At 45.4% G+C, this 17765-nt stretch carries 19 protein-coding genes and 2 pseudogenes; 12 read left to right on the forward strand and 9 right to left on the reverse strand.

Features of this window, described 5'->3' with window-relative positions; translation table 11 throughout:
* Positions 1 to 834: 834 nt before the first annotated feature.
* Positions 835 to 1905: pseudogene (locus tag QUA34_RS21500) on the reverse strand (ABC transporter ATP-binding protein); the annotation flags it as partial.
* Between the two features lie 509 nt (positions 1906 to 2414).
* On the opposite strand from QUA34_RS21500, the gene QUA34_RS21505 reads away from it, so the two are divergent.
* Together QUA34_RS21505 and QUA34_RS21510 are read left to right on the forward strand one after the other, a co-directional pair.
* Positions 2415 to 3014, forward strand: coding sequence for a hypothetical protein (locus tag QUA34_RS21505; RefSeq protein ID WP_333389179.1), 600 nt, complete (start codon positions 2415 to 2417; stop codon positions 3012 to 3014).
* A 23-nt stretch (positions 3015 to 3037) separates the two neighbouring features.
* Positions 3038 to 3409 carry a hypothetical protein gene (locus QUA34_RS21510; protein ID WP_333389180.1) on the forward strand — a complete coding sequence of 124 codons (372 nt, stop codon included), beginning with the start codon at positions 3038 to 3040 and terminating at the stop codon, positions 3407 to 3409.
* A 74-nt stretch (positions 3410 to 3483) separates the two neighbouring features.
* Here QUA34_RS21510 and QUA34_RS21515 read toward each other — a convergent pair whose 3' ends face one another.
* The 3 genes from QUA34_RS21515 to QUA34_RS21525 form a co-directional block, all read right to left on the reverse strand.
* Positions 3484 to 5130: a WD40 domain-containing protein gene (locus QUA34_RS21515; protein WP_333389181.1), complete on the reverse strand. Its 1647-nt coding sequence runs from the start codon at positions 5128 to 5130 to the stop codon at positions 3484 to 3486.
* Between the two features lie 166 nt (positions 5131 to 5296).
* Positions 5297 to 5503 carry a hypothetical protein gene (locus QUA34_RS21520; protein ID WP_333328613.1) on the reverse strand — a complete coding sequence of 69 codons (207 nt, stop codon included), beginning with the start codon at positions 5501 to 5503 and terminating at the stop codon, positions 5297 to 5299.
* A 147-nt stretch (positions 5504 to 5650) separates the two neighbouring features.
* Entirely contained in the window at positions 5651 to 6349 is a 699-nt protein-coding gene (locus QUA34_RS21525; RefSeq protein ID WP_333389182.1) for a pirin family protein, read from the reverse strand.
* 116 nt (positions 6350 to 6465) lie between these two features.
* Here QUA34_RS21525 and QUA34_RS21530 point away from each other — a divergent pair, with 116 nt between their 5' ends.
* Both QUA34_RS21530 and QUA34_RS21535 read left to right on the forward strand, forming a co-directional pair.
* Positions 6466 to 6804, forward strand: a complete 339-nt coding sequence (locus QUA34_RS21530) for a helix-turn-helix domain-containing protein (protein ID WP_333042695.1) — start codon at positions 6466 to 6468, stop codon at positions 6802 to 6804.
* A gap of 70 nt (positions 6805 to 6874) precedes the next feature.
* Positions 6875 to 7273 (forward strand): DUF4112 domain-containing protein, encoded by a 399-nt coding sequence (locus QUA34_RS21535; RefSeq protein WP_333297251.1) that lies wholly within the window; start codon positions 6875 to 6877, stop codon positions 7271 to 7273.
* 299 nt (positions 7274 to 7572) lie between these two features.
* Here QUA34_RS21535 and QUA34_RS21540 read toward each other — a convergent pair whose 3' ends face one another.
* Entirely contained in the window at positions 7573 to 8595 is a 1023-nt protein-coding gene (locus tag QUA34_RS21540) for a low specificity L-threonine aldolase (protein ID WP_333328607.1), read from the reverse strand.
* Between the two features lie 82 nt (positions 8596 to 8677).
* Between QUA34_RS21540 and QUA34_RS21545 the strand changes: the two genes are divergently transcribed.
* The 5 genes from QUA34_RS21545 to QUA34_RS21565 all read left to right on the forward strand — a co-directional run bounded on the left by QUA34_RS21545 (position 8678) and on the right by QUA34_RS21565 (position 13083).
* Positions 8678 to 8890 carry a DUF2997 domain-containing protein gene (locus QUA34_RS21545; RefSeq protein ID WP_333094589.1) on the forward strand — a complete coding sequence of 71 codons (213 nt, stop codon included), beginning with the start codon at positions 8678 to 8680 and terminating at the stop codon, positions 8888 to 8890.
* Positions 8891 to 8901: 11 nt separating this feature from the next.
* Positions 8902 to 9684, forward strand: a complete 783-nt coding sequence (locus QUA34_RS21550; protein WP_333389183.1) for an XRE family transcriptional regulator — start codon at positions 8902 to 8904, stop codon at positions 9682 to 9684.
* A 75-nt stretch (positions 9685 to 9759) separates the two neighbouring features.
* Positions 9760 to 11358 (forward strand): Hsp70 family protein, encoded by a 1599-nt coding sequence (locus tag QUA34_RS21555; protein ID WP_333389184.1) that lies wholly within the window; start codon positions 9760 to 9762, stop codon positions 11356 to 11358.
* Between the two features lie 109 nt (positions 11359 to 11467).
* On the forward strand, positions 11468 to 12325 hold the full coding sequence (locus QUA34_RS21560; RefSeq protein ID WP_333328599.1) for a bifunctional class I SAM-dependent methyltransferase/HIT family protein: 858 nt from the start codon (positions 11468 to 11470) through the stop codon (positions 12323 to 12325).
* Between the two features lie 188 nt (positions 12326 to 12513).
* On the forward strand, positions 12514 to 13083 hold the full coding sequence (locus QUA34_RS21565; protein WP_333389185.1) for a hypothetical protein: 570 nt from the start codon (positions 12514 to 12516) through the stop codon (positions 13081 to 13083).
* A gap of 91 nt (positions 13084 to 13174) precedes the next feature.
* On the opposite strand, the gene QUA34_RS21570 is transcribed toward QUA34_RS21565, so the two are convergent.
* Positions 13175 to 13729, reverse strand: coding sequence for a GNAT family N-acetyltransferase (locus QUA34_RS21570; RefSeq protein ID WP_333389186.1), 555 nt, complete (start codon positions 13727 to 13729; stop codon positions 13175 to 13177).
* A gap of 233 nt (positions 13730 to 13962) precedes the next feature.
* Between QUA34_RS21570 and ilvA the strand changes: the two genes are divergently transcribed.
* The 3 genes from ilvA (at position 13963) to QUA34_RS21585 (ending at position 16513) form a co-directional block, all read left to right on the forward strand.
* The gene (ilvA, locus tag QUA34_RS21575; RefSeq protein ID WP_333083310.1) at positions 13963 to 15495 is read left to right on the forward strand and encodes a threonine ammonia-lyase, biosynthetic; all 1533 of its coding nucleotides are present in this window, start codon (positions 13963 to 13965) and stop codon (positions 15493 to 15495) included.
* Positions 15496 to 15707: 212 nt separating this feature from the next.
* Complete coding sequence (locus QUA34_RS21580) at positions 15708 to 15899, forward strand: hypothetical protein (protein ID WP_333389187.1); 192 nt, start codon at positions 15708 to 15710, stop codon at positions 15897 to 15899.
* 5 nt (positions 15900 to 15904) lie between these two features.
* Positions 15905 to 16513, forward strand: a complete 609-nt coding sequence (locus QUA34_RS21585) for a Uma2 family endonuclease (RefSeq protein ID WP_333389188.1) — start codon at positions 15905 to 15907, stop codon at positions 16511 to 16513.
* Between the two features lie 7 nt (positions 16514 to 16520).
* Here QUA34_RS21585 and QUA34_RS30245 read toward each other — a convergent pair.
* From QUA34_RS30245 to QUA34_RS21600, 3 genes and pseudogenes are all read right to left on the reverse strand, one after another.
* Positions 16521 to 16625, reverse strand: a pseudogene (locus tag QUA34_RS30245) (Rpn family recombination-promoting nuclease/putative transposase); the annotation flags it as partial.
* Between the two features lie 246 nt (positions 16626 to 16871).
* Positions 16872 to 17462 (reverse strand): pentapeptide repeat-containing protein, encoded by a 591-nt coding sequence (locus QUA34_RS21595; RefSeq protein ID WP_333389190.1) that lies wholly within the window; start codon positions 17460 to 17462, stop codon positions 16872 to 16874.
* Positions 17463 to 17508: 46 nt separating this feature from the next.
* Positions 17509 to 17694, reverse strand: a complete 186-nt coding sequence (locus QUA34_RS21600) for a hypothetical protein (protein ID WP_333389191.1) — start codon at positions 17692 to 17694, stop codon at positions 17509 to 17511.
* Between the last annotated feature and the right edge of the window lie 71 nt (positions 17695 to 17765).

Raw genomic sequence — 17765 nt, forward strand, 5'->3', positions numbered from 1 at the left:
TTGAGGATGTTCTAGCGACTCTACCGTTTCTGAAACTTCTAGATTTTCGACTATCGGTTCTGGTTGAGGATGTTCTAGCGACTCTACCGTTTCTGAAACTTCTAGATTTTCGACTATCGGTTCTGGTTGAGGATGTTCTATCAACTCTTGTCTTTCTACAGTTTCCAAAAAATCGGCCACTGGTTGCATTTCAGGTTCTAAATCGCTTATTTCCTCTGCTGTTTCTGTAATTGGTTCGGATTCTGGTTGAGAATAGTTGATCGACTCTACGGTTTCTACAACTTGCAGATTTTCGACTATCGGTTCTGGTTGAGAATAGTCGATCGACTCTACGGTTTGTGAAACTTCTAGATTTTCGAGTATCGGTTCTGTTTCATGATGCTCGATCAACTCTTGCCTTTCGACAACTGGTTCAGATTCTGACTGAGGATGCTCGATCGACTCTACTGTTTCTACAACTTGCAGATTTTCGACTATCGGTTCTGGTTGAGAATGCTTGATCGACTCTACGGTTTCTACAACTGGTTCGGATTCTGGTGGAGAAGGTTCGATCGGGAGTCTCTCACTTTTGTAAAAAACATTTTTTACAAAAGTGAGCATCCTGCTTGCTTGTTTAGATATCTGTAGCGAGTAAGATGATCTGGTTCCTGTGACACCCAAACTGAGATGCTTCCCTTTTATCGGCTGTACGGTTTCTACAACTGGTTCGGATTCTGGTTGAGAATAGTTGATCGACTCTACGGTTTCTGAAACAACGGGCAGATTTTCGACTATCGGTTCTGGTTGAGGATGCTCGATCGACTCTACTGTTTCTGAAACAACGGGCAGATTTTCGACTATCGGTTGCGATTCGGATTGATGAGAATCCGCGATCAAGTCTTGAGTTTCTGCCGCTTCTTGCAGATTTTGATCGACCTCCGGTTCGCTATGAACCAGATTTTCTTCCGGTTTCTTTTCAGCCGCTGTCAGCCTTAAAAACACATCTTCCAGAGTAGCGCGAGAGCGACGCATTTCGCACAGTCCAAATCCAGAGGCGACGATAGCTGTAGCAATTTCTCGTCCGGGTTCTATGTCGGATTCGCACAATGCCCGCAGGCGGTAGCGACCCACTAAAAATTGATTGCTTGGAATCAATTCCACCGATCGAACTCCCCGCAAGTTTTCCAAAGAAGGCAACAGCAGACTGTTTACCAAATCCCCCTCGCCTTCAACTTCGAGTTCGTAGCCCTCTCCGGCGGCCAACTCTCCCATCAAATTTTCGGGACTACCCGCGGCGACGATTTTTCCGCGATTGATGATGGTGACGCGGTTGCAAGTCATGCTGACTTCCGGCAGAATGTGCGTGGAAAGGATGATTGTGTGCTGGCCGCCAAGACTTTTGATTAAATTGCGGACTTCGATGATTTGTCGGGGGTCGAGGCCGACGGTTGGTTCGTCTAAGATAATGACCGGTGGGTCGTGGACGATCGCCTGCGCGATACCGACACGCTGACGAAATCCTTTAGAAAGCTTGCGGATTAAAACTTTGCGTTTATCAACCAGGCCGCAGCGTTCGATCGCGGACGTAACTCGTCGCGCGCGATCGCCCGCAGGTACTTGCTTAATCCTGGCCACAAAAAACAGAAACCCTTCCACAGTCATTTCTGGATAAAGCGGCGGGTTTTCCGGCAGATAGCCGATGCGCTGTCTGACGGCCATCGAGTTTTCGTGAACATCCATGCCGGCGATGCGGGCCGTACCACTGGATGCCGGCAAATATCCCGACAAAATCCGCATCGTTGTGGTTTTTCCCGCGCCGTTTGGTCCCAAAAAACCGAGAATTTCTCCTGATTCGACCGAAAAAGACACGTCCGCGATCGCTGCGGTCGAACCGTAAGTTTTGCTTAAGTGTTCTACTTCAATCATTTGTCAGAAGTCACGCAATTTTAGATTTTAGATTTTAGATTTACTTTGCCAACCACAGGCGGGACGCCTGTTCCACGAAGTGGAGAGTCCCGCCCGGTCGGCGGGTCGATCGAAATTTATGGCGAAATTTTTAATTTGATTTTGTCTTCCAGTGTAGTCTGGCAAGAACTAAATCTATCATAAGTGTCGATCGTACTGGGAAACTGGCGGCGAGTTTTGGGGTGCTGTTGTCTCGCTTCGGCTAAGGTTGAGACTGCTTTGGGTTGTTTGAGGATTTTAGTCGCTCGCTAAAAATTCAATCAGGGGTTGACAAAATGACAAACATCTAGTTTTAGACTTATCCAAATAATTCAACAAGTGCGCTCGCATTCAAAATTAAGCTAAATATAAAGGGAATTCTTTAGAGACTTGAAGGTAGTGATATAATTATTTTCAAGCACACACAAAAATGTTATTTAATTATTTCCAAAATCTATATTACTCAGTAAGCAACTTGAAAGATTGAAATTATGGTTTCGACTCAACCTCCCGGCACACCTATTCAACTCATAGGAACTAAGCTATACTTCAGCAAAAAAACAGTGAGATTAGGGAATGCTGTGTATTTAATTCGCAACATTACCGGATTTAGAGTTACTGAAGCTAATAGAAAAAAGGGAATAAAAAACAAAAAGATAGTACCCTTTGAGTTTATAGTTTTTATGTGTGTATTGGGATTGTTTCTTGTTATAAGAGAGGTCGAAATAGCATGGGGCATAGGAATAATTATACTGATTATACTGGCTCTAATCTTTAATGAACTTGGACCCAAAACTTATGAAATCATTATAAGAGAATATGTGCTTGAAGTATCTTTTACTTCGGGAGACAAAGCAAACATTTTTCTCATCAATGAAAAAAATGTCGCCAGCGATGAAAATTTTTTGGATGAAGTAGTTTCAACATTATATAAAGTTTTAGATAGTAATGACGAAAGAACTTATGTAGTTAACATCGAAGATAAATCTATCACTATTCTTGACCAAAGTGGCTCCTCAATAGGTGTTGGCTATTCAGAGAGTATTAGTGTGCGGGAAATAGGTGGTACAATAAATAATAGGCAACAATAGTTAGTGATTACTAGGGAGATAGTATGTCAGAACCCAAAATAGATCAAAGTCAAGCGTCAATAGGTGTTGGATTCAGCACAAACGTTAATGCTCAGCAAATAGGTGGAACTATTCACAATAACTCACCTGAAAAAAGGCAAAACTTAGCTGAGGCAGCAGCAGAAATTAAGAAACTTTTAGAGCAACTAGCGCAAGATTATCCAACGGAAACTCTCACTCAAAAAGCCGCTGTAGCAGAAGAAGCTCTTCAAATAATAGAAAGTAACCCTACTTTTAAACAGCGACTACTTAGTGCAATGGAAGGGATGGCTGTTGAAGCAGTGATTCAATTGATCGATCATCCAGTCGCCAATATTATGCGTGAAGGAATAGAACGTTTTAGAGAACCAACTTAATCGCGTTATTAAAATAGCGATCGCTCATATATTCCCGACGTATAATAGCGATCGCTGCACATTCGCTCGCCCTCTTAATTCCCCCGTTTCCAAATCTTAATTTCCCCCAACCAACCCGCACTAACAATAGTCTTACCGTCGCTGCTAATCGCCACAGCGCTAACGTAGCCAGTATGACCGCTCAAATTACCTCTCAAATCGCCCGATCGCACATCCCAAAGTCTCACACTCTTATCCCAACTCCCACTAACCAAAGTAGTACCATCCCGACTGAATGCCACCGACCAAACTCCGTCGGTATGCCCGCTTAAACGCCGAATTAACTGCCCGTTTCCGGCATTCCACAACCCAACAGTGCCATTGCTGTTTCCCGCCGCTAAACTCTTGCCGTCGGGAGTAAAAGCTAGCGACAAAACAGCCAAGTTTTTGCCACTAATCGTGCGAATTGCTTGACCTGTAGCTAAATTCCACAACCTAATTGAACCGTCTTTGCTGCCACTCGCTAAAGTTTTGCTATCGGGACTAATTGCAACAGCATTCACCAACCCAGAATGCCCGGTCAAAGTCCGCAGCAACTCTCCTGTTTTCGGGTTCCAAATCTTAATCGTTTTGTCCCAACTGCCACTGGCTACAAATTGACCGTCAGGACTAACGGCAACGCTCGAAACTGCATTGGAATGCCCGCTTAAAGTGCGTACAACCGCGCCAGTTTCTAAATTCCAAATTTTCACGGTTTTGTCGTCGCTGCCGCTAGCTAACACCTTGCCATCCGCACCCGCGGCCAATGCGTTTACTGCTTCCGTGTGACCTTGCAGGGTAGTTTTTAATTGCCCGCTGGGAAAATTCCAAACTGAGATTGTGCCGTTGCTATTTCCTGTAGTAAAATAAGCTGAAGCTAGGGCAAGGGAACTGACAACTTCCGAAGGCCCTTTGAGGGTATTTGTAGCAGCAAAGGCGATCGCACTTGCGGGCGTGCGGGGCGCATTATTCGCCGGAGTTTTGGGGTTTCCGGCAGTAGGAGATTGGGGAACTACTGGCAGGGAAATAGTCGATCGCCATTTCATGAAAGTATTGATTTCTATCCCCGCGGCCACGATTTTATCAGAGTTATCCTCTAACCTGACAATGCCGTTAATTGCGACAACTCGCCCCGCGTCATCGAGCACCGGGCCCCCACTCATGCCGGCTCTCACTAAGTTGTTGTAGACCAAAGTATAGCCGTTCCAGGGAGTTTGGCGGCCGGTAAGCTGACCTTCCGTGGCGATGAAAATCGGTTGTCTCAGAGAACCGCCGGATATCGGCCAGCCGGCGACATAAGCCTTGTTTCCCTTAGTTGCTGGGGAATTGGCTAATTGAGCCAGGGGGTAGCTTTGAGTGCTGCTGAAAGGTACGATCGCCAAATCGGCACCGGGCATTCGCCGCACGAGGCTGTATGATACAGAGTGAGCTTTGCCGTCGGGAGTTACAACCTCGTAATCCCCAGCTTTATCGACAACGTGCCAGTTTGTGAGAATATAGTATGTGCTGCCTTGTTTCTCTAAAATTACTCCTGAACCGCCTTTTGGCCCCTGGATGCGAACAGTAATTTGTTGGGCAACAGTTTTAACTTTGTCGGCGGTTAATGCGAGGGCAATTTGAGGTGAGGTGAGTGGGATGAGGGCGATCGAACTCAGGGCGATCGTAGCACTCAAAATAGCCGGAATTGTTCTGCTGTAATTCATTTTTGTGTCAATTTAACATACCCACATATCAACTGACGGAAAAGTTATCCGGTTTGTGGCATATTTACCGTTGACAACGCTAAAACGCCTGCGCGACGATATCGAACTTTCGACATTCGCACAAGCCTCACAATATTTGACACAGCCCTCTTGCTAGCAGAAAAATTTAGAATCGGGAACCGCACCTAGCCTCAACAATAGCAACTGGCTGATCTCTATTCTTTTCTCGGCAAAGGATACTTTGAGCCGAACGCTGGTCGGAAAAAGACCCATTAGCCATCCAGCCGAGGGGTGCGCCCGCGATCGCGCCGACTGCAAAACCAGTGATGAGGCTCCAAACAAGATGCTTTCTGGCGATCGGGTTTTCTTGCATAAAAATTTATCCTAAACATTTACCCTTACCAGAAATACCACAAATAAAATTTACTTTCTTCCTCCTATTTACTTATTTCCTAAGTAGTAACCCACCCTAAGTAAGGTGCGGATTGGGCACCTTACTTAGTATGTATGATGCCCAATTTTATGCCAAATCAAACAGCAAAAATTCAGAATCTGCCGTAGCTTCAATCACCACCGCAGACTCACCGCTAACCGCCGCAGCGTCGCCCTTTTCCAAAGTCAAACCGTTGAGCAAAACCGAGCCGCGAGCAACTTGCACCCAAGCATGGCGATTCGGCTGCAAAGCATGAGAAACCTGCGAGTCTTTATCCAAAACAGCCGCATATAAATCCACATCTTGATGCACTTTCACAGCACCATCTCTCGCATCTCGTGCCGCCACTAAGCGCAGTTTTCCCTGCCTTTCTGCTAGGGGAAACTCCCGCTGTTCGTAACTCGGCTGCAAGCCTTTTGTATCGGGTAACAGCCAGATTTGCAGCAAGTGAACTGGGTCTGTTTGCGAGTTATTGAACTCGCTGTGCTGGATACCCGTACCTGCACTCATCCGCTGTACTTCACCGGGTTTAATCACTGCACCAGTACCCAAACTGTCCTTGTGTTCTAATGCTCCTTCTAATACATAAGTAATGATTTCCATGTCGCTGTGCCCGTGAGTGCCGAAACCTCTGCCGGGGCTAACGACATCCTCATTAATTACGCGCAAAGAGCGAAAATTCATATAATTTGGATCGTAATAGCCGGCAAAAGAAAATGTGTGGTAACTGTCCAGCCAACCGTGATTAGCGTGTCCTCTTGCTTCACTTTTTCTAACGGTAATCATTTGCTGAATCCTCAGTGAAATTTATCGGGTGTTTCTTTGATGTTTTTATTTTAAGCCGAGTCAAGCTATTATGGATAGTACGCACTTAAAAGTGCGGTACTTACCAAAAAGATACTATGCAAGTCCAAGAAGCAAAGGTCGATCGAGCAAATTGCCCTGTAGAACGCACTCTAGAGGTGATTGGTGGGCGCTGGAAAGTCTTGATTCTGCGGGAGTTGTTTCAAGGAGTGAAGCGCTTTAACGAGCTGCAACGAGCTGTCAACGGCATTACTCAGAAGATGCTGACGCAGCAACTGCGCGAAATGGAATCAGACGCAATTGTTCACCGGGAAATTTACCTGCAAGTGCCGCCAAAAGTTGAATATTCGCTAACGCCTTTGGGCGAAAGTCTCAAACCGATTATTAATGCCATGCACGAATGGGGAATTCAGCATATTAGCGAAGATGGAAAATGAGCGGTTTCTAGATGGTTTTTTCCGTCTTCCGACAGATTGCAAACTTTCAACCTAGTTCAACAATAATAATATGAACAACATAGAGCGTCTCGCCACCCTCAACCGTATCCGCAAACTCAGCCGCCTGATGGATACCGCCATTGGCATCCCCGGCACTAAATTTCGCATTGGTTTAGACCCCATTATCGGTTTAGTTCCCGGTGCTGGGGATATCGTAGATACCGCGTTTTCCGCCTACCTAATTTATTTAGCAACTCGATTCAACATTCCCCAAAAAACTCTAGGGAAAATGATTTACAATATCGGTCTAGAAGCCGTTGTGGGTTCAGTACCTTTAGTAGGAGATATCTTCGATGCTTTTTATAAATCAAACATGAGAAATCTGGCGCTTTTAGAAGCACACCTCGAAGAAGTTGAACCCGAACTAGCCGCAGTTGCAGAACCTATTCCTGAACCGATTAAAATGTAGGGGCTGGTTTCACAAAAAATAATTGTAAATAACCAACAATCTCTTAAACCCTTGCCCATCAAACGAGAAAGCCCGCGCCTATTTTTCGCATTTAAAATGTAGGGGCGGGTTCACAAAAAATAATTGTAAATAACCAACAATCTCTCAAACCCGCCCCCACCCAACGAGAAATCCCCGCGCCTATTTTTGCATTTAATATAAATCAAGGTTGATGTGGATTATTTGTTAGGTGGGGGCGGGTTTCTTAGATTGTTCATAGCTGGCCGGTATTATTTGTAAAACTCGCCCCGACATTTTAATCATTGATGTCGTTTAACAGCGTCCACCAAAGCAATAACATCCGCTTCCAGAGTATTAAAAGCCGTTACCAGTCTAACCGTACATTCATCCCACCGATAAAACAGAAAACCCTCAGCTAAAACCGATGTAATTACAGATTCGGGAAGTTGAATAAAAATCTCGTTTGCTTCAACCCGATGGCAAAACTTTGCTCCCTCAACTTCCGCCAAACCTTGGGCTAATTTTGCTGCCATATTATTTGCATGGGCCGCATTCTTCAGCCACAAATCATCGGTTATATACGCTTCCAACTGCGCCGATAAAAACCGCATTTTCGAGAAAAGATGCCCACTGCGTTTGCGGTAAAAAGGGAAACTCTTTGCTAACTCTTGATTAAAAAAAACCACAGCTTCCGCAGCCATCGCGCCGTTTTTTGTCGCTCCAAACGATAGAATATCCACACCAGCCCGCCAAGTGACATCCGCCGGAGAACAGCCAAGACTGGCGACAGCATTGGCAAAGCGGGCTCCATCCATGTGTAGGTGCAAATTGTGAGCGCGAATTACTTCCGAAATGTAGGAAATTTCTGCTAGATTGTAGACTGTGCCGGCTTCGGTTGCTTGAGTGATGCTGACGGCTGCGGGCTGTACGTGATGGACGACACCTGCACCAGCGCGATCAAGCTTTTTTCCTAAAGTCTCTGCCTCTATTTTACCATGATTTCCTGTTAGTGTCACTAACTTTGCACCGCCTGTAAAAAACTCCGGCGCGCCACATTCATCTAAATTAATATGAGAGTCCGCGTGACAGTAAACAGCCCCGTAAGGAGGAGTCATAACCGCAAGTGCCAGAGAATTAGCAGCAGAACCTGTTGCTACCGGAAAAACAGTCACCGATGTCTCGAACAAATCCGAAAATTTAACTTGCAAACGCTGCGTATATTCATCATCTCCGTAAGACATCACAGCACCGCAATTAGCCGCTGTAATCGCCGCCATAATTTCCGGCGAAACTTCGGTTGCATTGTCGCTACAAAAATTCATTAGAATAATTGGTAAATAGAATCTATAATATAACTCAATCCTCAGCAGTCAACACTCAAGCATTAAACCAAGAGGCAGAATTATGGCAGAATACCGCCAAATAGAATACCGCATCGGCAAAGACGGCAAAATTACCGAAACCGTCCTGAACGCCACTGGTTCGAGTTGCACTGAAACCACCGCCGAAATTGAAAAAGCCCTCGGAAAAATAGAATCTCAAGACTTGCTGCCAGAATACTACGAAGGCGAAGAAAATTTGAGCGTTGAACAAACGCAGACTTTAAAACAAGTTTAGAAGAGTTAAAGATGTTTGAGATCCTCGGTGCAACAGTTGATGTAACAACAGTGCCTGCCTTCAGCTTCGCGCTGGCTGTCGGGGGCATTTTTCTAATTTTAGTCTACCTTTATGCTGCATCTGAGGCGGGAGATGCGATCGAGTTTAAGTACGATAAAATTCTGCGGGAACGCATGAATCAGCTAGACATTCTCGATTGGCAAGACTTAGGCGAAAAAGCAGGTTTAAGTCGCTTTGGGGTGCGCTTAGTGCGGCAGGGAGACGTGGGAAAACTCACGGTAGACCAACTGAGACGGCTGGCAACAGTGCTGAATTTGAATTTTCAAGAGTTCGATCGCACTTTGAGCGCGCTGCCAATGTCGGCTACAATCACAACTGAGCCCAGCGAAATAGAAGAATTGAGGCAGCAGTGTTTCCGGCTGCGATCGGAATTGCAGCAGCAAAAAGCTCAACTAACTGCCGATTTTCGTCGCGCTACTTTTGAACAGTTGCAAACTTTGTTAACCAACTATCCCGCCGCCCGCAAAATGGCAGAAGCCAAGCCGGATATGCCCGCCAAAAATCTCTCAGCTTTGTTTACTCCCTTAGAAAATCTCTTGTCAAGTTGGGATTTTGAAATGATTGGTTCTGCGTGGGAACAAACTACTTACAATCCGCAGTTGCACCAGCCGGATGTTGAGGATATAACCGAAGGAGAATTAGTTTATATTCGGTTTGTCGGTTATCGAGAGGGAGAGCGAATTCTTACTCCTGCTAAAGTTAGTCGCACCCTTCCAGCGGGCATGAAAAATTAAATCTAAAATCTAAAATCACCATGACTACACTTGCCAATGAAAAATTAAATCTAAAATATAAAATCTAAAATCACCATGACTACAGTTGCCATTGACTTCGGCACCAGCAACACGGTTGTCTGCATTCTTAACCCGGATACGCAAACACCAGAAACTTTGAGATTGGGCGAGATGTCCCGCATTTTTAAAACGAAGAATTTGAGCGGAGATGTGCGAGAAATATCTGTAGTTCCGACTTTAGTCTTTGTGAAAAATGCCGGAGACTTGGTGTTGGGAGAAAAAGTGCGATCGCACCGTTTGGGGCAAGCCCAGCCAGACCGCTTTTTCAAAGCTTTTAAACGCAATTTAGCCGCCGACTTTCAGCCACCGCCCCGCAATATCGACAGCGAAACCTACACACCAGAATCAGTAGCAGAACAGTTTATCACAAGTATTTGTAAACAATTATATTTACAAAATATACAGCCAGACAAAGTAATTTTTACAGTCCCCGTTGGAGCATTTGAGCGATATCTAGATTGGTTTCGCGACTTAGGAGAAAGTTTGGGAGTTGCGGAAGTTCAGGTAATAGATGAATCCACAGCCGCCGCCCTGGGATATGCAGTAAAACGCCCCGAATCTCTAGTTTTAGTAGTTGATTTTGGCGGCGGAACTTTAGATTTAAGTTTAGTTCGCACTGCCCCACCTTCCTCAGTCAAAAATAGCAAATCTCAAAGTCCAAATTTAATGCGTGCCGAAGTGTTGGCAAAATCCGATGCTTATGTAGGCGGCGAAGATATTGACATCTGGATTGTCGAAGATTATTTGCGGCAAATTGGTTCGTCGCGCGCAGAAGTCGGCCCAATTGGCTGGCAAAACTTATTAGAAATAGCGGAAAAATTAAAAATTCAACTTTCTCAAGTTAATGAGGCGAAGGAAAGCTGGTTTGACGATGAAAATTTTATGTCTTACGACTTGCAGCTAAACCGAGACAAGCTTGAAGAAATTCTGGAATCTAGGCAGTTGTTAGAACAGTTGCGGGAAAGTTTAGATGAAGTGCTGAGTATTGCACAGGGAAAAGGTATCGGCAAAGCAGATATAGAACAGGTTTTGCTGGTAGGAGGAACTTCTCTAATTCCGGCTGTATCTAATTTAGTGGTTTCGTATTTTGGGCGGCCAAAAGTCAAAGCTGACAAGCCGTTTGAAGCGGTGGCGCACGGTGCTTTAGCCTTGACACAATTAGCGAGTGTGGACGATTATTTGCGCCACAGCTATGCCATTCGCCTTTGGGAACCTTATGCTAAAGCTTATGCTTATTCGCCGATATTTAGCAAGGAAATGAAGTATCCCTGTCAAAGTTCCGAAGAGTTGACGCTGCAAGTGGCAATTGAAGGGCAAAGGGAAATTAGGTTAGATATTGGGGAAGTGGCGGAGGTATCGCAAGCGGAGGTTATTTTTAACGAAAAAGGGCAAATGACGAGCAGTTGGCTCAACAAACAGACGGATTTTCGCTCTTTGGACAGCCACCACCAGCAGGTTTGTGTGGCGCATTTGAATCCGCCTGGGGTATTGGGAATTGATAGGGTTTCGGTGAGTTTTGAGGTGGATGAGAGGCGGGTTTTGTTGGCGACGGTGCGGGATTTGGTGACTGGTAAGGTGTTGGTGGAAAAAGGGGCGATCGCCAAACTGCAATAATGGTAAAATTTTTAGATAACATTCGGATCTGGAAATTACTACTCCACAAACTCTCGTCTGGATGGTGCGCTGACTGAAGAATATCGCTTTAAATCAAATTTATGCCGCCATGAAAAAGCAACAAAATAAATTCAGCCACCTGACGGCCATCGAAAGAATTTACCTGTCATTTCCAGCCAGATTTTTATTAGATAAAAACTTGCTGAAAGGCAAAGTCTTAGATTTTGGGTGCGGCTTCGGCAGCGATGTGAGATTGTTGCAGCAAAAAGGCTTCGATATTACGGGTTATGACCCTTATTATTTCCCGGAATTCCCCGAAGAGAAATTCGACACAATCATTTGTTTTTATGTTTTGAATGTTTTGTTTCCTGAAGAACAAGCTAATGTCCTGATGGAAGTCTCGCACCTGTTGAAACCAGGAGGGAATGCGTATTTTGCGGTAAGAAGGGATATCAAAAAAGAAGGCTTTCGAGAACATTATGTCCACAAAAAACCTACATATCAGTGTATTGTCAAACTTCCCTTTAAGCCAGTTCACCTAGATGAGTCTTGCGAAATTTACAAATACGTTCATTACAACCATCAAAGAAATTCTACTAATAACTGCATATTCTGCAATCCTTACAAAAACCTAACTTTGCTAACTGAATCAGCAACAGCTTTTGCGATGTTTGACGGTTATCCCGCCAGCAAAGGTCATGTTTTAATCATCCCCAAGCGTCACGTTGCTAATTATTTTGAACTGCCTTTTCGAGAACAATCGGCTTGCTGGTTTATGGCTAATAAGGTGCAAGAAATGTTAAGTAAAGAATTTCAGCCTGACGGGTTTAATGTGGGAATCAATATTAATAAACAGGCTGGTCAAAGTCGCAGTCACGCGGCTATTCATGTTATCCCCCGTTACAAGGGCGATGCGGCTGGGAATAAAGGCGGAATTAGGTATGTGATTCCCAAGAGTGAAAAATAAAAGTTAGTAAATTGTGAAAGGAATTATTTTTTACCGCAGAGGCGCAGAGAACACAGAGGAATAGAGAAGAGAGGAATTCATAATTTTTGTAAGGATTGTTATATTTGAGCAAGCGGCGAGCCAAATAGAGTTAAAATGTGTTTGCAAGGTCTAAAACTACACATTAGCAGCAATTTGGTGTTCTGTTTATGTCTAAGCGCAAAAAGCAAGAATGGCTCAAGGAAACTCTAGAACTCAAAGAAGACCACAATTGGAAGTCAAAGCCTGGAACTCGAATTTTTGTAGCAGGAAGAGGTGCAGTCCGCTTTGATGTCCCGGAAGATTGGCATTTTGAACCGGATACTAATTCGTTCCGGTTTACGGATAAAAAGCCGCCGGATGATGATTGTCGTTTGGAGGTTTCTTTTAATTTGCTACCACCTGGTAACTGGGCAGATTTTCCGCTGGTGCCGCTATTACAGAAGGTGGTTGAAGATGATACCCGGAATCCGATCGCTTTTGGGGAAATTATCCAATTGAAGCGGCAAACTGCCCGCGTTGTTTGGACTCAATTTAAGTTTATCGACCCTCCAGAACAGCGGGAAGCTTATTCGCGAATCTGTATTGGATTGGGTTCTAATGTTCAGTGTTTGATTACTTTTGATTACTGGGTTGATGATGCTGAACGTTTGACTCCTGTCTGGGATACGGTGATGGATTCGTTAGTTCTGGGTTTGTTTATTAGCGACCCTCGAACGGGGTTTGCACGTCCAGACTAGACAGATTTTCTGGGAAACTTTCAACAACTAATTTTGCTAAGTGTTGAATTGGCAAGCCACCGGACAGTAAATTTAGAACCTACATTAAACTTTACAACCGCTTTGCCAGGAAAATATCTGGCTTGCCAATTCCGTTGGCGTCGGGCATCACTCCCACGATCGCAAAACCCATTTTTTGATAAAATTCGTAGGGATGACCGCGCAAATTTCTAATTTTGGCAACGTGTTCCCAAACGTTAGGGTAAAGATTGATGCCTGAAAGAGTTGTTTGATTGTCTTCGTCGTCGGTACCCACCCACAGCACGAGCCCTCCCCGGTTTTTAGCTTCTGCTGCTAAATCAGCTACGAGCGATCGACCAATTCCTTGTCTGCGAAATTCTGTTCTCACTACCAGCGGGTGCAGTTCCCACACATTACCGTCATACTGTTTAATCCCGCCAATCCATCCCAAAACTTGATTGCTGTCGCTGACAGCAATTCGACTGATGCGATCGCCTCCCAAAGATTCTTGCACTTCTTGCAAAGCAGAATTTATATCGGGCCAAGCATCGGGCCAATGCTCTTTAAAACCTTCAACTATTAATCTAGCTACCTGTTGAATTTTTGGCTCGTCCCCAGCACGCAAATCTGTAATTTGTACGTTCATGATTTTACATACTAAATCAAGGATTACGGACTAATACGCTCACCAACCGGATTTGATAACCGGGGAAAGGGCAAAAACGAAATATTATTCATAGTCTTCAGGCTTCTGATGTTCCAAAGCGAAAAGTTATTATTAAAAACTTGCGATCGCCAGTTAGGGAAGCCCTCGAAGAGGATCGCCAATTCGTCGCAAAATACTAACACAAGTGCCGTACAATTATCCCACCATCCGGCATCAACCAACCTGCTAACCCCATGCTTTGCGATTACCTGGTACAAATCCTCACCGCCCGCGTCTACGATGTTGCTCAAGAAACAGCCCTAGAATGCGCCCCGAATCTATCAGCACGGCTCAACAATAAACTTTTGCTGAAGCGAGAGGATATGCAGTCGGTGTTTTCCTTCAAACTGCGGGGTGCGTACAACAAAATGGCGCAACTGTCGCCGGATTTGCTAGCACAAGGTGTGATTGCAGCTTCCGCCGGCAACCACGCCCAAGGAGTCGCCCTCGCCGCCCGCCACCTGGGAACTCGCGCGATTATCGTCATGCCCGTAACGACGCCGCAGGTGAAGGTAAATGCGGTGATAGCCCGTGGTGGAGAGGTAGTCTTGCATGGGGATGCTTACGATGATGCTTACGCTTTTGCGCGTCAATTAGAGGCGGAAAAAGGTATGACTTTTATTCACCCTTTTGATGACCCCTACGTGATTGCTGGACAGGGTACGATCGGCATGGAAATTCTGCGGCAACATCAAAAACCAATTCACGCGATTTTTGTGGCAATTGGTGGCGGCGGATTGATTTCTGGAATTGCGGCTTATGTCAAGCGGTTGCGGCCGGAAATTAAGATTATTGGCGTCGAACCGGTGGATTCCGATGCAATGAATCAATCGCTGAAAGCCGGTAAACGGGTGCGTTTGTCGCAGGTGGGTTTATTTGCTGACGGCGTTGCTGTGCGGGAAGTGGGGGAGGAAACTTTTCGCTTGTGTCAGGAGTATGTGGATGAGATTATTTTGGTGGATACGGATGATGTTTGCGCGGCGATTAAGGATGTTTTTGAAGATACGCGATCGATCTTAGAACCTGCTGGCGCTTTGGCGATCGCAGGTGCGAAAGCTTACGTCGAACGGGAACAAATCGCAGGAGAAACATTAATTGCTGTGGCTTGCGGCGCAAACATGAATTTCGATCGCCTGCGTTTTGTAGCAGAAAGAGCCGAGTTTGGTGAACGCCGGGAAGCCATTTTTGCAGTCACAATTCCCGAACAACCGGGAAGTCTCCGCAGGTTTTGCGAATGTCTGGGCAAACGCAATTTAACTGAATTTAGCTATCGAATTGCGGATGAGAAAGAGGCACATATTTTTATCGGCGTACAAATTCAAAACCGTGCGGATGCGGTGAAGATAGCCGCAAGTTTTGAAGATTGTGGCTTCAAGACTTTGGATTTAACTGATGATGAATTAACGAAGTTGCACGTGCGGCATATGGTGGGCGGGCGTTCGATGCTGGCGAATCATGAATTGTTTTATCGCTTTGAATTTCCCGAACGTCCGGGTGCGTTGATGAAGTTTGTCGGTTCGATGAGTCCTAACTGGAATATCAGCGTTTTTCACTATCGAAATAATGGCGCCGATTACGGGCGAATTGTGGTGGGAATTCAAGTACCGCCCGATGAGATGCAGGAGTGGCAGGCTTTTTTGGATACGCTGGGCTATCAGTATGGGGATGAGAGTCAGAATCCGGCGTATAAGTTGTTTTTGAGGTAGGGTTTTTGGGGAAAGTTACTTGGTTTATGAAGGAGGCGGTTGAAACCGCTTCTTGTCAAACGAAGTCTGCCTCCGCAGACTAAGAAATAAAGGGAGTATTTAAGCCGGCCTTGGTATGGCATCATGGGGTGCATGGGAAAAGCTGGTCGAGTTTTGAGAGATGTGCTGAACACCTATGGCATTAGCCAAAACAAATTGGCATCGCAATGGGTGTGCGAAGTTCTGTTGTCTATCGTTGGTTTAATGAGTTGATAGATCCAACGGTCAACACGCTTGTGAAGATGGTTGTGGCGTTAAAGTTGCTTGATATAGATGCAGCGCGGGAGTTTGTGCAGCGCTATTTGGGTGAGATTTTGGAGGATGAGGGTGAGGGTGAGGTCGATCGATCTACAAACACAGAATAGAGTTAATGATAAAATTATGGCAGAGTGGCAATGACACCGAATTCAAAGCGATGACAGCAGCACTTCCCATTTCTCTCACTCTCGAAGCTTTCCTCAAACTACCGGAAACTCAACCTGCGAGTGAATTTATTAACGGACGCATTCACCAAAAGAGTATGCCTCAAGGCAAACATTCTCGTTTGCAACTCAAGTTTTGCAACGCTGTTAATCTAGTTGCGGAAACAGAACGAATTGCTCTTGCTTTTCCTGAATTGCGCTGTACTTTTGGCGGGCGTTCTATTGTAGCTGATGCTACAGTATTTGCTTGGGATAGAATCACTTTTGAAGCGGATGGCGAAGTTCCGAATTCCTTTGAAATTCATCCCGACTGGACAGTAGAAATTTTATCCCCAGACCAGAAAGCAACTAAGGTGATTAGTAATATTTTACACTGTTTGAAATACGGGACTCAGCTCGGATGGTTAATCGATCCAGAGGAACGGTTTATTTTAGCATTTATTCCCGGACGAGAACCAGTTGAGTTAACGGGACAAGATCGGTTGCCCGTGCCAAGTTTTTTAACATTAGATTTGACAGTAGAGCAGGTTTTTGGGTGGCTGAAAGCAGGTGGATAACTTGGCTCTAATTTCGAGCAGATCGCAAATTCCGCACATCCTCAATAGTGAGTCCGGTTGTTTGACTGATAGTTGCATCATCCAGGCGATCGAGCAATTGCCGCGCGATCGCATCTTAGTTGCGATCGCGCGGCCGTATGATATTCCTGACGTTGAAACGATTTGGTAGTTGCGGGCGATCGCACTTGGGTTTTCTGGTTAGGGCGATCGCACTCTGAAAACTATTCGCAGTAATTACAGCTTGAAGCACTCACGACTACACCATCAATGTCTAGCAGCTTACCCCGCTTCAAGCAGTGGGGTAGTTTATTTTATAGGGTTGACGATCGTACTACTCTATCTTAAAGTTTGGGTTCGCTTACTCAATGATCAGGGCGTTACCGCTTCGATTGAAGCCATTTGGCCATTTAGTGGAACTGTTGGCTTTGGCACAGCGCAGTTCGGTACGATCGAGATCGGCATCTTCTAGATTAGTACCACGCAGGTCGGCATAACTCAGGTCGGCAGAAGTAAAGTCGGTTTTACTCAGGTTGGCATCACGCAGGTCGGCACAGCGCAGGTCGGCATTAGGCAGCTCGGCCTGACTCAGGTTGGCACTACGCAGCTCGGCCTGACGCAGGTCGGCACTAGGCAAGTAGGCATCACCCAGGTTGGCATTTTGCAGGTTGGCATTTTGCAGGTTGGTATGTTGCAGGTAGGCAAGGTGCAGGTTGGCCTTACTCAGATTGGCACTACTCAGGTTTGCACCATCCAGTTTGGCACTACCCAGGTCGGCACCATTCAGTTTGGCATCACGCAGGTCGGCACCATTCAGTTTGGCACCATGCAGGTTGGCACCACGCAGGTCGGCACCGCTCAGGTTGGCATTTTGTAGGTCGGCATTTTGTAGGTCGGCCTTTTGCAGGTCGGCATTAGGTCCGATTTTCGCTAAGGCAAGTGGATCAGCCATGAGGTTTCAGTATTTAATATTTATTGCTAATGTTGTTAAGTAAAACTCAGATGTAAACAACTACACGCCCTGCTATCTCCCCTTTGTACACAGTGGAACCGTCTACATAGACGTTGCCATCGCCGGGGTCAGCGTCAAAATGAGCTTCTCCTCCTTCATCAGTCCATACATCTTCTGTAATTCCCCTCGTCCAACCATCAAATCCTATAGATACCTTTTTGTTCTTTACCAATACTCCGGACAGTTTTTAAAGAGGAATGCGATCGCAATAAAATAGAGAAGTGAAAAAAGTGAGTGCAATCT

Source organism: Microcoleus sp. POL10_C6, from assembly GCF_036701585.1.
Taxonomy (GTDB): Bacteria; Cyanobacteriota; Cyanobacteriia; order Cyanobacteriales; family Microcoleaceae; genus Microcoleus.